At 40.0% G+C, this 13,831-nt stretch carries 9 protein-coding genes and 1 pseudogene; 6 read left to right on the forward strand and 4 right to left on the reverse strand.

What is annotated here, in order from left to right:
• Positions 1-41 precede the first annotated feature (41 nt).
• From AC504W_RS11310 to purU, 3 genes are all read left to right on the forward strand, one after another.
• A complete protein-coding gene (locus AC504W_RS11310) occupies positions 42-1,766 on the forward strand; it encodes a GldG family protein (protein ID WP_494877786.1) in 1,725 nt (574 codons plus the stop codon).
• A 66-nt stretch (positions 1,767-1,832) separates the two neighbouring features.
• Positions 1,833-2,447 (forward strand): DUF4340 domain-containing protein, encoded by a 615-nt coding sequence (locus AC504W_RS11315; protein WP_494877787.1) that lies wholly within the window; start codon positions 1,833-1,835, stop codon positions 2,445-2,447.
• Between the two features lie 64 nt (positions 2,448-2,511).
• Positions 2,512-3,366: a formyltetrahydrofolate deformylase gene (gene purU / locus AC504W_RS11320; RefSeq protein WP_494877788.1), complete on the forward strand. Its 855-nt coding sequence runs from the start codon at positions 2,512-2,514 to the stop codon at positions 3,364-3,366.
• A gap of 249 nt (positions 3,367-3,615) precedes the next feature.
• On the opposite strand, the gene AC504W_RS11325 is transcribed toward purU, so the two are convergent.
• The 3 genes from AC504W_RS11325 to AC504W_RS11335 are packed head-to-tail and all read right to left on the reverse strand — an operon-like array spanning position 3,616 to position 5,846.
• Complete coding sequence (locus AC504W_RS11325) at positions 3,616-4,431, reverse strand: DUF5331 domain-containing protein (RefSeq protein WP_494877789.1); 816 nt, start codon at positions 4,429-4,431, stop codon at positions 3,616-3,618.
• 54 nt (positions 4,432-4,485) lie between these two features.
• Positions 4,486-4,818, reverse strand: a complete 333-nt coding sequence (locus tag AC504W_RS11330) for a (2Fe-2S) ferredoxin domain-containing protein (RefSeq protein ID WP_103124209.1) — start codon at positions 4,816-4,818, stop codon at positions 4,486-4,488.
• A gap of 53 nt (positions 4,819-4,871) precedes the next feature.
• The gene (locus AC504W_RS11335) at positions 4,872-5,846 is read right to left on the reverse strand and encodes a cysteine synthase A (RefSeq protein ID WP_096576076.1); all 975 of its coding nucleotides are present in this window, start codon (positions 5,844-5,846) and stop codon (positions 4,872-4,874) included.
• 687 nt (positions 5,847-6,533) lie between these two features.
• Between AC504W_RS11335 and AC504W_RS11340 the strand changes: the two genes are divergently transcribed.
• The 3 genes from AC504W_RS11340 (at position 6,534) to AC504W_RS11350 (ending at position 11,308) form a co-directional block, all read left to right on the forward strand.
• The gene (locus AC504W_RS11340; RefSeq protein WP_096576079.1) at positions 6,534-6,860 is read left to right on the forward strand and encodes a DUF3040 domain-containing protein; all 327 of its coding nucleotides are present in this window, start codon (positions 6,534-6,536) and stop codon (positions 6,858-6,860) included.
• A gap of 16 nt (positions 6,861-6,876) precedes the next feature.
• The gene (locus AC504W_RS11345) at positions 6,877-8,958 is read left to right on the forward strand and encodes a dynamin family protein (protein ID WP_494877790.1); all 2,082 of its coding nucleotides are present in this window, start codon (positions 6,877-6,879) and stop codon (positions 8,956-8,958) included.
• A gap of 136 nt (positions 8,959-9,094) precedes the next feature.
• Positions 9,095-11,308: a dynamin family protein gene (locus tag AC504W_RS11350; RefSeq protein WP_494877791.1), complete on the forward strand. Its 2,214-nt coding sequence runs from the start codon at positions 9,095-9,097 to the stop codon at positions 11,306-11,308.
• Between the two features lie 64 nt (positions 11,309-11,372).
• Here the strand turns inward: AC504W_RS11350 and AC504W_RS11355 are convergent.
• A pseudogene (locus tag AC504W_RS11355) lies at positions 11,373-13,776 on the reverse strand (VIT domain-containing protein).
• Positions 13,777-13,831 lie beyond the last annotated feature (55 nt).

Below are 13,831 nucleotides of genomic sequence, written 5' to 3' on the forward strand. Positions count from 1 at the left end.
TATTGACTAATCAACTATTGACCATTGACTATTGACAAAATATGAAAAAAATCACAAAAAAGCAACCTTGGAAATATTTATTTTGGCTGGGGCCGTTTCTATTCATGGTCGGCTTCACAGCAGGGTTAGTATCTGGTAGCTGGGGACTATTACCCCTAGCTTTTATGATTCCTGGAATTGCCGTTATTATATTTTGGGTAGTTTGGCAAAGCCAGCAAAGCCGTTGGTGGGCTAGTCGTTCTACCCAAGCAGGAACTAATGCGGTTGTTGCTACATTAGCTATCTTGGTAATTTTAGGGTTAATTAACTTTTTGAGTGTTCGCTATCAACTACGCCAAGATTTAACCGAAACTCAGTTATTTACCCTAGCACCCCAATCACAAGAATTAGTCCGTCGTTTGCCACAACCTGTGAAAATTTGGGTATTTGATACTAATCAAAATCCCCAAGATAGAGAATTACTAGAAAACTATCAACGGCAAAGTTCTAAGTTTCAATTTGAATATGTTGACCCCCAAAGCCGACCCGGAATTGCTGAAAAATTTGGGGTGAAAGAATATGGAGAAGTTTATTTAGAATCTGGAAATAAACGCCAATTAGTACAATCATTGAACGTCAATGAACGCCTATCAGAAATTAAATTAACGAATCGACTACAGCAACTTACTAATTCCACCGTTGTTAAAGCTTACTTTCTTCAAGGTCACGGTGAACATCCTCTGACTGGTGGCGAAAGTGCAATTTCTCAGGCTGTGCAAGGATTAACCGAAAAAGGTTACACCGTTGAACCACTAAATTTAGCTGACAAACTGCAAGTTCCTAACGATGCTGCGGCTGTAGTGGTAGCAGGCGCTAAACGCGGACTATTCGACGCAGAGGTAAAAGCCTTACAAAATTATCTCAATCGTGGCGGTAACTTGCTGCTGATGATTGATCCTGATACTGACCCCAAACTCAGCCCTTTATTACAAGAGTGGGGTGTGCGCCTCGATAATCGTTTAGCCGTTGATGTCTCCGGTGCAGGTGTGGGACTTGGCCCCGCAGCACCCATCATCACAGACTACGGACAACACCCAATTACCAAAGATTTTGGCAAAAATATTTCTTTTTATCGCTTGGCTAGACCAATAGAAATTACCTCCGTTGCTGGTATCCAGTCCACACCCCTACTGCAAACCAAAGCCTATCCCAATAGCTGGGCTGAAAGCGACCTGCAAAGCGAAAAATTAGAATTCAATCCTGATAAAGACCTCAAAGGGCCGCTGACTTTAGGTGTAGCGTTAACAAGAAAATTGCCAGCTACATCTAACTCTATTCCTACTCCGACAGCAGCGACAACTCCTTCGCCTTTAACCACTCCAACAACGCAAAATCAAGCAACTCCCACTCCCACAGTTACGACATCTCCAGCAACTCCCACTCCTACAGCCACCACTACTTCCTTACCCTCACCAGCCACTACTCCTGCAACAGAAGAGAAATCTGAACAATCTCCAAAAGAATCACGGTTAGTAGTTTTTGGAAATTCGGATTTTGCTACCGATGGAGTATTTCAACAGCAACTAAATGGTGATGTATTTCTCAACTCTGTCACCTGGCTGAGTCAACAAGACCAGCAACCCCTTTCCATTCGCCCCAAAGAACCGAAAAACCGTCGAATTACTTTATCAACATCACAAGCCAATGTCTTAACATTGTCATCTTTGTTGGTATTACCTCTGCTTGGCTTTTTAACGGCAGCTTTCATTTGGTGGCGAAGACGGTAGGAAGAAGTATGAAGTATGAAGTATGAAGTGTGAATTATGAAATTTCAACCTTTTGACTATTAACCAATGACTATTCCAAAAACGACTTTAATTTTGGTATTTTTGGCGCTGGGTTTAGGTGCTTTCGTGTATTTTCATGAAATTCGAGGTGCAACTCAGCAAGAAGAAGTCAAAGAGAAACAGCAGCAAATTTTCACTTTTGCAGAAGATGATGTGCAGTCTTTGACAGTAAAAACAAAAGCTTACACTCTAATGTTGGAACGCAACTCTCAAGGTAGTAATCCCAAATGGTTGCTGAAATATCCAGTATCAGAGTCAGCTAATGATGCGATTGTTTCTTATTTAACGGATTTGTTGGTTAAAGGTAAAAGCGATCGCACCGTATCAACCCCCGCTAACCAACTAACAGAATTTGGTTTAGCTCAACCCCACGCCACTATTGATATTAAACTAAAAAATCAGCAAACCCATCAGTTGATTTTAGGCAAATCTGATTTTAATAATCGTTTTGTGTATGCTCAAACTGACTCCTCTACACAACCAAACGGCAATATCAATGTATTATTAGTATCTACAGATTTTGCCAATGCTGTCAATCGGGAGTTGTCAGAATGGCGACAAACTGTTGATAACAGTAAATCAACACCTTTACCTACTAATCTTCCTCTACCAACACCTTAGAAGAAGTATGAAGTATGAATTGACTGAAATTAAATTTCTTTAACTACGAATTACAAATTATTTTATGTCCAAGACAACTGCCACCCTGCTCATTTCCTGCCCTGATCAACGAGGACTAGTTGCCAAAATTGCTAACTTTATTTATGCCAATGGCGGTAATATTATTCATGCAGATCAGCACACAGATTTTTCGGCGGGGTTATTTCTAACACGCATAGAATGGCAGTTAGCCGGATTTAATTTACCTAAAGATTTAATTGCTCCAGCTTTTAATGCGATCGCTCAACCTTTAGGGGCTAAATGGGAACTTCATTTTTCTGACTCTGTACCACGTATAGCGATTTGGGTAAGCCGCCAAGACCACTGTCTCTACGATTTAATTTGGCGACACCGTGCTAAAGAATTCAACGCAGAGATTCCTTTAATTATTAGCAATCATCCTCATTTAAAGGTAGTAGCTGAACAATTTGGTATTGATTTTCATCACATTCCTATTACCAAAGAGAACAAACCAGAACAAGAAGCTAAACAGCTAGAATTATTACACCAATACAAAATTAATTTGGTTGTTTTAGCAAAATATATGCAAATTGTTAGTTCTGATTTTATTGGTCAATTTCCCCAAATTATTAATATTCATCATTCATTTTTACCAGCTTTTGTTGGCGCAAATCCATATCATAGGGCTTTTGAAAGAGGCGTAAAAATAATTGGTGCTACCTCTCATTATGTTACTCAAGATTTAGATGCAGGGCCAATTATTGAACAAGATGTAGTGAGAGTCAGCCACCGCGATGAGGTAGAAGATTTGGTGAGAAAAGGTAAAGATTTAGAGCGAGTCGTATTAGCAAGGGCGGTACGGCTACACTTACAAAATCGTGTATTGGTTTATGGTAATCGTACCGTCGTTTTTGAGTAAGTGTTTTTTGCTGTCACACCATTTCACCAAATAATGATGCAAACAATGTCTCCTCTGCTCCTTCCTCTGCTCCCCTGCTCCCCTGCACCTCTGCGGTCTATTTGTATCAAAATTACAGTGAAACGGTAAGCTAATCGTCATTTAAGTTGCACCATGCTCATGGTAATAAAAGCTGCAAACCCTCTCCCCTACTCCCTGCTCCCTGCCCCCCTGCGGCCTCAATGTGCAAATTAAATGCTTAACAGCTTATCACCCTCTACCCTGACAAAATTCATCTACCCAAGAAGCTATAGTACGAGCATTGGTACTAAGAAATGGCTGAGTTTTGCTAGGTGAATTTTGTGGTTGGGATTTTTCTGGTAATTTGCCATTGGCAGACACTTCATTAGTCACAGTCAATGATGGTGGAGTTTTTGCTTGACTATCCACCACTATTTGGCGAGAAACTACAATGCTTCTGGGCATAAGTTTGACATGATTGGGAACTTCCGCTAAGGCGATGGTTTTACCGTTGCTGGGAACTGTGGTAGCCAAAGCTAAAGATGATATGGGTTGATTTTGGCGTGATTTACCAGAAGATTGCCGAGTTACCTTGGTAGCGAGTGTAAAGGCTGGTAAAGGTTTGTGTGCCTGTGGTAAATCTGAAATGATGTTTTCGGGATGTTGGATTGTAGCTAGAGATTGAGGAATAATATCATTAGCCGTGGCAAGCGATCGCACAGGTTTTTCTTCAAGAGATTTTTCCTCAGTAAACTCGCTCTGACATTGGTTGATAGCCACAACTTCCTCTAACTTTGTCAAACGTAACTCATCATCGGGATTGAAGTTCAGCCCCAAAGCTGTGACTATAGCATCAGGATTATTATTTAGATCCATCATAAAAGTCAGCATCTGCTCAAACTCTGGCTCTAAAACCGATAAAGTCGCCAAAATAAAGCCAGATGAGGGTCGGCGCAGACCATTATAATTTCCCCAAACTCGCATTTTCACCAGCCAGGGACGATTTTGTTGATAGTAACCCAGCCACTTCATTTTCAATGATTGACGTAGCTGCTGAATATTCATCGGATGCCTCTCTTGAGTCAAAAATAGTGCAGACCTGGTTGTTTGTAATTAGATTTATCCTTGGGGATGAAATCGATAATAAAGCATCTGTTTGACTCTTTCACCACATCGTAGATGTTGTTCTACCAATAGAGGTATTTCATGGGGTTGCACACCGCTATACCAAACCATATCAGGTAGAACTAGTACCATCGGCCCGTTACCGCATTGTCCCAAACAGCTACTTGCTGTGACCGTCACATCTGGTACTGGTAAATTTGTCAAAGCTGCTAAAACCTTAGCCGCGCCTTGCTTCTTACAGGTGCGATTGTGGCACACCCGCACACACCTGTGAGTAGATACTTGTCCGCTGACTGCTGAGTTTGGTGGTTGAGTTATGTTTGTCATTTGTCCTTTGTCCTTTGTCAATGGTCATTTGACCATTGACTATTAACCATTGACTAATTTACTGATAACCCTTTAGAGGCCAGCCACTCACTGTTAAATATGCGTGATTGATAGCGGGAACCACTGTCACAGAGGATTGTAACAATCGTATGTCCAGGTCCTAATTGTTTTGCCAAAGCAACAGCCGCCGCCACATTAATACCTGTTGAGCCACCCATCAAGAGGCCATCTTTCCGTAGCAATTGGTAAACGACGCGCAAAGCTTCTGTGTCATCTATTTGGATAGCATCATCAGCAGGTGCGCCTTCCATATTTGCTGTGATTCGACTGTTACCAATACCTTCAGTAATAGAATTACCTTCTAAATGGATTTCACCAGTTTTGATATAGCTGTAAAGTCCACTACCTAGAGGATCAGCAACAACACATTTAATCGCCGGATTTTTTGATTTCAGGTACAATGCAACACCAGCAAAGGTTCCACCTGTACCAGTTGCCGCTACCCATCCGTCTATTTTACCATCTGTCTGTGTCCAAATTTCTGGGCCAGTGGTTTCGTAGTGGGCGCGACGGTTAGCTAAATTATCAAACTGATTCGCCCAAATGGCATTGTCTAACTCAGCAGCAACTCTACCAGATAGCTTGACGTAGTTATTTGGGTCTTTATAGGGAACAGCAGGAACAGGACGAACTTCCGCGCCTAATGCTGTTAGTGCATCGATTTTTTCTTGAGACTGGGTATTAGGAATGATAATTAAGCATTTGTAGCCTTTGGCGTTGCAAATATGCGCCAGTCCAATACCAGTGTTACCTGCGGTTCCCTCAACTACAGTACCACCGGGTTTGAGCAAACCTTTTTCTTCCGCATCTTCAATGATATACAGTGCGGCGCGGTCTTTAACGGAACCACCAGGGTTAAGAAACTCTGCTTTAGCCAGAATTTCGCATCCTGTTTCTTCACTAAAACTGTTTAACCGAATTAAAGGTGTATTACCTACTGTGCCAATAAAGCCGTTTTTAATGTCCATTTTCCATCTTCTCGAATTCTTACCTATAAAAATTTTGGCTTATGGCGGTTGTAGAATTTACGGCTTCTATATGGATTTTCTACTCAAACAATAGGAAATTATATATGTAATGCAATAATTACTACCTAATCTTACTTAAACAGAACTTACGCAAAAATTAAATTATCAAAAGGCTTAATTTATCAAACCACAGAGAGAAGTTGCTTGCGGGGGTTCTCCCCGTTGGTTCATTACTGACAGTCTCAGGATTTTCTCAAGTTTCTACAGGTACACCAGGACGATAAATATAAACCCGACGATGCTTGCGGTCAATTAGCCAGCCGACGTTGCATAAATGCAAGATGAATTGAGATGTTTAACCATAATTAACGCCAAACAAATTTCATCAAGTTAATCAGCAACGCCGTTTTCAGGAGGAACATTTATCAACCTCCTGTGTCATTTATATTGAGTTACTTAAGTAATTAAATACTACTAAATATAACTCAAGAATAAATTTTTCTTCCCAAAAATTTCTGGAATGGCAAGAGATTTTAGGGAATCTAACTTCTAACTTGATTGAACAAACGCCCATTCTTAAAGCCGTAATATTACTGGAGTTTATGAAGTTTATAGTAAGTTAGCATACACAGTGACTAGATTTTGAGTGCCAATATCATTTCTTTGTTCTCAACGGAGTAAACACTGATGAAATCTGAAGAAGATCGCCGTCAAGAACTAGAACAGCGAGAACGAATACTGCGCGAAAGAGAAGTTGAATTACGACTTCGAGAAATAGAAACTGACATTCACGGTTCTCAAGCACCTTTTCATCAAACTGTGAAGCATCAGCCAGAAGATTCTCACAAACCTTGGGTAAAAAAAGCTATCCTCGCCGGAAAGTTATTTGCTTTGGGTGTGGCGGTGCTGGTTGCTGCCAAAATAGCCTCAGCCGTTGCTGGTGTAATTATTATTGCAGGATTGGTATGGATGTCTTACAAACTATTTTTTGAATCACCAAAGCAGAATCCTTAATTAGAGTATTATTATCATGAGTAATCAAGTACTAACTGACCAATTTCTGAAAGATTTAGAGCGAGTAGCCCAAGTACGTTCTGATATTTCTACACATTTGAATAATCTGGCTGAAACAATTACCAAAGCAGAGTTAGCTGGAGACTCTTCATCAGGTAAATTGAGCTTAGAACGTAATATTGAAGATATTGTATTAGCGAGTAAAAATCTGCGTCAAGGTGTGTTTCGCCTTTTAGTGTTAGGCGATATGAAGCGCGGTAAAAGTACATTCTTAAATGCTTTAATTGGGGAAAATCTTTTACCGAGTGATGTTAATCCTTGTACTGCTGTATTAACAATTTTACGCTACGGCCCCGAAAAGAAAGTTACTATTCATTTTAATGATGGGAAGAGTCCGCAACAGCTAGATTTTCAGAGTTTTAAGTATAAATATACTATTGACCCAGCAGAAGCTAAGAAATTAGAACAAGAGAAAAAACAAGCATTTCCTGATGTTGATTACGCTATTGTGGAGTATCCTTTAGCATTACTCGAAAAGGGAATTGAAATTGTTGATAGTCCTGGATTGAATGATACCGAAGCGCGGAATGAATTATCTTTAGGTTATGTCAATAACTGTCATGCAATTTTATTTGTCATGAGAGCTTCGCAACCTTGTACTTTAGGAGAAAGACGTTATTTAGAAAATTATATTAAAGGTCGAGGTTTATCTGTTTTCTTTTTAATCAATGCTTGGGATCAAGTAAAAGAATCATTGATTGATCCTGATGATACAGAAGAATTGCAAGCCGCAGAAGATAGACTCAGACAAGTATTTAAAGCAAATTTAGCTGATTATTGTTATGTAGATGGTCAAGATATTTATGATGAGCGAGTATTTGAGCTTTCGTCAATTCAAGCACTCAGACGACGGTTGAAGAATTCCCAGGCTGATTTGAGTGGGACTGGCTTTCCAGAGTTTATGAGTGCTATTAATACTTTTCTTACCAGAGAACGGGCGATCGCAGAACTCCGTCAAGTAAGAACTTTAGCCAGACAAGCCTGTAATCATACCCACGAAGCCATAGCTAGACGCATACCTTTACTCGACCAAGATGTAGACGAATTAAAAAAACGCATTGAGTCAGTAGAACCAGAGTTTAACAAACTCACCGATATCCGCGATCAATTTCAAAAAGAAATCATCAACACTAGAGATACTCAAGCGAGAACAATATCAGAATCGTTTCGCAGCTATGTTTTAAATCTCGGTAATACATTTGAAACTGATTTTTTACGCTATCAACCAGAACTAAATCTGTTAGATTTTCTTAGTAATGGTAAACGTGAAGCCTTTAATAATGCACTACAAAAAGCCTTTGAACAATACATTACCGATAAATCTGCGGCTTGGACTTTAACTGCTGAGAAAGATATTGATGCAGCATTTAAAAAACTATCTCATAGTGCTGCACAATATGGTGCATCATACAACAAAATTACAGATGAAATCACCGAAAAACTCACAGGACAAAAAGTTAATGTTAACGCTCACACTTCCACAGAAGAGGATAAATCTCCAGGCTGGGCAAAATGGGCAATGGGATTGTTATCTTTAACAAAAGGTAATTTAGCTGGAGTAGCATTAGCTGGCGCAGGATTTGACTGGAAAAATATCCTGCTGAATTATTTTACTGTAATTGGAATTGGCGGTGTAATTACAGCAGTCACAGGGGTTTTACTGGGGCCAATTGGCTTTGCATTACTCGGTTTAGGTGTAGGCTTTTTGCAAGCAGACCAAGCACGTAAAGAGCTAGTTAAAACTGCCAAAAAAGAGTTAGTAAGATACTTACCCCAAGTCGCGCACGAACAATCACAAACTGTCTACAATGCAGTTAAAGAATGTTTTGAATCTTACGAAAAAGAAGTAAGCCAACGCATTAACGATGATATTACTTCTCGTAAATCTGAATTAGATAATTTAGTCAAGCAGAAACAAACACACGAAATTAATCGAGAGACTGAGTTAAAACGGTTAAAAACCTTGCAAGAGGATGTGATAACTCAATTGCAAAAAATAGAAGCATCCTATAGTAATCTGCTTGCTTACTATAGTTAAGTTAGATAATTAAACCACAAATAAATTATTTATCTGTGGTTTTTAGATTCACCTCACTATTTGAAAAATCCTCCGTGCAACTTTGCGTTAAAACAAAGCTAAACTAAATTTAGATGCAGACAATAATCAGGGAAATATGCCAAAGCCGGATGAGAATTACCAAAACTTAGCAACATCTCTCAAATCTGCATCTAAATTACTCAACTTAGAACGCACATCAAAACTGTATCAAGATATAAATTCCATCTGCAATTATCTAACTAACCCAAACTTCACAATTGCCGTATTTGGCCCCTTTAATCATGGCAAATCAACCTTACTAAATGCCATCTTAGGGACGCGCACATTACCAATTGATTTGATTCCCACCACAGGCGCAGCGATTACTGTCAAATATGCTTCTGATGTCAGAACTCGCATTATGTTGCGGGATGGGACGGAAATTTATCGCAGTGGAACGGAAATTTTACAGCAATATGCAATTCTAGATGGTGATAGACAGATGCGAAAAGATGTGGTATCTGTCGAAGTATTTTCTCCCCATACTTTTTTAGAAACTGGTGTAGAGTTTCTTGATTTACCAGGAACGAATGATAGAGATGAACAAGATAATTTAGTTAAAGAACAATTACTTAGTGCAGATTTAGTTGTGCAATTACTAGATGCACGTAAGTTGATGACTTTAGGTGAGCGAGAAAATTTACGCGACTGGCTATTAGATAGAAATATTAAAACAGTTATTTTTGTTGCGAATTTTCTGAACTTACTAGAACCAGAAGAACAACAACAAGTGCAAAGTCGTCTGCGGTTTGTTGCAGAAAGTTTTCGTGCTGAGTTACCACCAGGATTCAGCAATTTATATCGTGTGGATGCTTTACCTGCTTTACGCGCCAGGTTAAAAGGTGATGTGAGTGCTGCGAGTAGTAGCGGCTTAGTGGCTTTTGAAACTGCACTACAAAATATTGTGGGCATTTTACAACAAAATCGGGGTAGTGTGAGGTTGCCGAGAGTGCAGGCGATCGCATCCCAAATTCAATTATCATTAAAAAATAAAATTGACCCTATTGCTAACGAATTTAAAGAGTTTAATGACAAACAAACTGCCAAAATAGAAATTAAACAAAAAGCCAAAAATCTGATTACACAAGGATTTAATCAGAGTCTGTCTGAATTACGTGATTGGCTATCTTTACCAAAATTACTTGCTAAATATCAAGCTGATGCGGCTGTTGCATTAGCAGAAAATAATTTTAAATCTTGGCAAATAGGTAAACTCAAAAAAGACCTGACAAATTTACAGTTACCTATAATGAAATGGCTATATCAAGCTTATGATTTTTTTAAAGAAGAACGTCCCGAAGATTTATTAATTCCTTTCCCTCCAGAACCACAAATTATTTTACCGCCTAAGTCAGATAATCATGAACTGTTAAGTGAACCTGGTGCAGCCGCAGTAGGTGGTGGAATTGGTTGGTTGTTAGGTGGGCCAGTAGGTGCTGCTGTCGTTGGGAGTATTTCATATATTTTAAATAAGAATATTCAAAAACAAGAAGAAAAATCAAATAATGAATCCTATCATCAACAAGTCGCTAAAATTTGCATAAATGTAACTGAAGATTATTTTTCTCAATTTAGTAATCAAGCTTTATCAATATTATCTGTATTTGAAACTCAAGCTGAAAAAGTAATTTACTTTCAAGTTCCTGAAGAACCTCAAGAATTAATTCAAAAGCGTGCGGAATTACGACAACTTCAACAAGGCTTTAATCAATTGCTGAATGAGTTAGAAAAAGCCAAAATTACTACTAACTATCAACCTTATCAAGAAACACCAAAATTTATTCCTCCTCAACCTCAACAACAATCTTATCGACAGCCAGAAAGAGTTTATACTCGTCCACCACAACAGGAAAATACAGCCAAAACTTCTGATAAAAAGGTAGAACCGCCAAAACAGCAAGTTTACTCACCTCCACCACCACCAAAAACTACACCTTCACCCAAACCCGCAGAAGTAGAAGCAAAGTTTCGCAATTGGGAACTGGATGAAGAAATCGCTCGTATGAAAGCCGAGATGCGTTCTCCGAATCCTAAACAGCAGACAAATCAACATACCCAAGCGCCTAAACCACCTCAAAGCCAAACTGAAAAAGATAAAATTACTCGCGCTTATAAAATTTTAGATTTACCACAAGATGCTGCTTTTACTGATATTAAACAAGCTTATAAAACTTTAGTTAAAAAATGGCATCCAGATTTATTTGTCAACCAACCTCAAATGCAAAAACAAGCTCAGGAAAAAATGCGGTTGTTGAATGAAGCTTATACAGTTTTATCTGAGAAGAAATAGGGGTGTGGGTGTATACGGGTGTAAGGGGAGAAAAAAACCGGGATTAACCCGGTATAATTTTGTATTACGTTTGCGATCGCAGTGTTAAAGACACGGTAGTTGTGAGCATTTGAGGGGGTCGCCAAGAGACAAGCGATCGCCTGATAATATCAATTACAGTTTGTTCCTTAAAAGAAGAAGCCTGCTCATCCAGCACTACTTGTCTCACTCGTCCCTTATTTATCTGCAACTCAAACACTAAATCGCCACTGCAACCTGTAGGTAATTGGATAGATTCTAAATACTGAGTCAAAAGAGCAATCATCTGCTCATTTAATCCTGTCACACTCAAAACTTGTAGAAGCTGAACAGGTGAAATTCTTGGTAAAGGAGTTGTGACATCCTGAAGACTTTCATAAGACATACCACCGTATTGGAGTTCAATTTTCTCTTCTTCAACTGGTGACATTCCTAGAGGTTGTGCAAGGGGAGACATCGCTGCTTGAGGTGATGCTAGAAGAGGTGGGGTTTTTTTGCGTTGTAAAAACTCAGGTGCAGCAGATATCGCCCTTGCCATAATTGGCGCAGCAGCACTAACAGCACTCCCGAAAATACCTTGATGGCTGATACCTTCAGGCATTTCTACAGGTACTTGCACTGAAATCGCACCCTCAGCCGCATTACCTCGCACATCATCACTCACAGCAACGAAAGCTGTATACTGCGATAAAAGTTGATAGGTCCAGCGCCGTATCTGTCACTGCTTCCACGCCTAACTTAGTTTCACCACTCACCATCTGATTCATCAAATCTTTGATGCGGGAACGTCCCCAAAGTTGAGCGATCGCAGCATTACCAGTTTCTTCAAAGTTCAGGTTAAAAGTATGCTGATAGCGTGTACCACCCGCAGACATTCCAGTGATGTGCAGTTTTCCCGCACGCGCGTCAGGCTTCCTTCCAAATAACACTAACGGCTGTTCAGCAAATAAATCTGGTGGGGTGGAAGGATAGATAATTGGGGACTCGCCATCACCTTCCCATTGCAAATTAATGTTAGCGAGAACAGGATTATTGATTTGACGGTAGAATTTTTCGACTACCTCATCAGTTGGCTCATCGTGGCGAATGATGCAAGCCATACCTCGTCCTAGTTCCGCAATGCGGTTGAGTAAAAAACGATTGACAGAACTACCTGCACCAAAGCTATAGAGTCGGTTTCCAGGTTGGAGATGTCGTTGCACTTCTGAGAGAATTTGGTTTTCGTTGCCGATATAACCATCCGTCAGCAGTACAATACTCCGCAAGCGTCCGGGATCTGTGACAGGGAAATTCAAGACGGTGCGAATTCCATGTAACATCTCTGTTCCACCATTAGCACTCAATTGATTGATGTAATTGATAGCTCGTGTACGATTTTGAGAATTATTGGCGAGGGGAACAGGCGATATTTGCCGAGTAGTATTTGAGAAATCAATAATACTGAAGGTGTCATCAGGATTCAGTCTGTTGATGAAGCGGCGCATCAATTCTTGACATTGCATCAATGGCGCACCCATCTGTGAACCAGAAGTATCGATGAGAAACACTACATCTTTAGGAACAACTTGATCTAGACGGTATTGGAGCGCAGGAATTAAATATAGTGCAAAGTGTCCACCCCGTTCATCAGCTTGGGTGAGTACGGTGGCTTGGGTAGATTCGCCTGCTACTTGATAGCGTAAAATCAAGTCTTTGTTAGGAATCTTATCCCCGCCTGCTAATTTCACCAACACCCGTTTACCTTCATAAGCTAACTGAATTTGGTGAGAAGGCGATCGCACATCCTGAATCTCAACTCCCGCATCAATTTCTATTGTTACATTAATATCGTGGGGTGATCGCATACCCGATGGTAAGATAGGTGCATTCAACCGTGAAGCATCTGGAACTATATCCGTATCTTGATTTTGAGTCATAGGTGCAGTAGCCGAACCTACACCGCCTGCGTTTCCCTCAATGGGTATCCCTGGAATGTAACGTGGAGCAACCACCATCGGGAAAACAAACTCATAATTACCCGCAGTAAATTTCAAGCTTTCAGAGTAGCGAATAATCACATCAATTTGCTCACCTGGTTGAATGTTGGCGAGAGATTGAGTAAAAATGTTGTCCCGTTCTTGTTCCAACAGTCCGGCGGTGCGTCCTTGTTCCTTCGCTTGCTCGTAGATTTGCTGTGCTTCTTGGCGTTTTTTAATACTACCTTTAATAGTCTTGTCCCCAATCCGAATTAGCATATCATCAACAGCCGCCTCATCCGGTAACGGAAAAATATAGACAGCTTCTAACGTAGTTGTAAAAGGATTTTCAAAGCTTTGGGTAACTTCCACCCGCGAGATATTCCCTGCAATTTTAGCTTGCACTTCCGTATGCTTCAGAGGAAAAGCAATTTGCCGTTGTTCAGGAGTTTGAACATATAAGCCACCAGCTTGGCGTTCTATAGTTTGAGTCATATCTGTTACCTCACGCTGTTTTGTTATGTCTCTAGCGTAAGCGCGTTGATTTGGC

The organism is Nostoc sp. C96, assembly GCF_059384975.1.

Bases quoted from the DNA above. Each gene is read 5' to 3' on its own strand.
- AC504W_RS11310 (WP_494877786.1), top strand. From the start codon at position 42: ATGAAAAAAATCACAAAAAAGCAACCTTGGAAATATTTATTTTGGCTG.
- AC504W_RS11315 (WP_494877787.1), top strand. From the start codon at position 1,833: ATGACTATTCCAAAAACGACTTTAATTTTGGTATTTTTGGCGCTGGGT.
- purU (WP_494877788.1), top strand. From the start codon at position 2,512: ATGTCCAAGACAACTGCCACCCTGCTCATTTCCTGCCCTGATCAACGA.
- AC504W_RS11325 (WP_494877789.1), bottom strand. From the start codon at position 4,431: ATGAATATTCAGCAGCTACGTCAATCATTGAAAATGAAGTGGCTGGGT.
- AC504W_RS11330 (WP_103124209.1), bottom strand. From the start codon at position 4,818: ATGACAAACATAACTCAACCACCAAACTCAGCAGTCAGCGGACAAGTA.
- AC504W_RS11335 (WP_096576076.1), bottom strand. From the start codon at position 5,846: ATGGACATTAAAAACGGCTTTATTGGCACAGTAGGTAATACACCTTTA.
- AC504W_RS11340 (WP_096576079.1), top strand. From the start codon at position 6,534: ATGAAATCTGAAGAAGATCGCCGTCAAGAACTAGAACAGCGAGAACGA.
- AC504W_RS11345 (WP_494877790.1), top strand. From the start codon at position 6,877: ATGAGTAATCAAGTACTAACTGACCAATTTCTGAAAGATTTAGAGCGA.
- AC504W_RS11350 (WP_494877791.1), top strand. From the start codon at position 9,095: ATGCCAAAGCCGGATGAGAATTACCAAAACTTAGCAACATCTCTCAAA.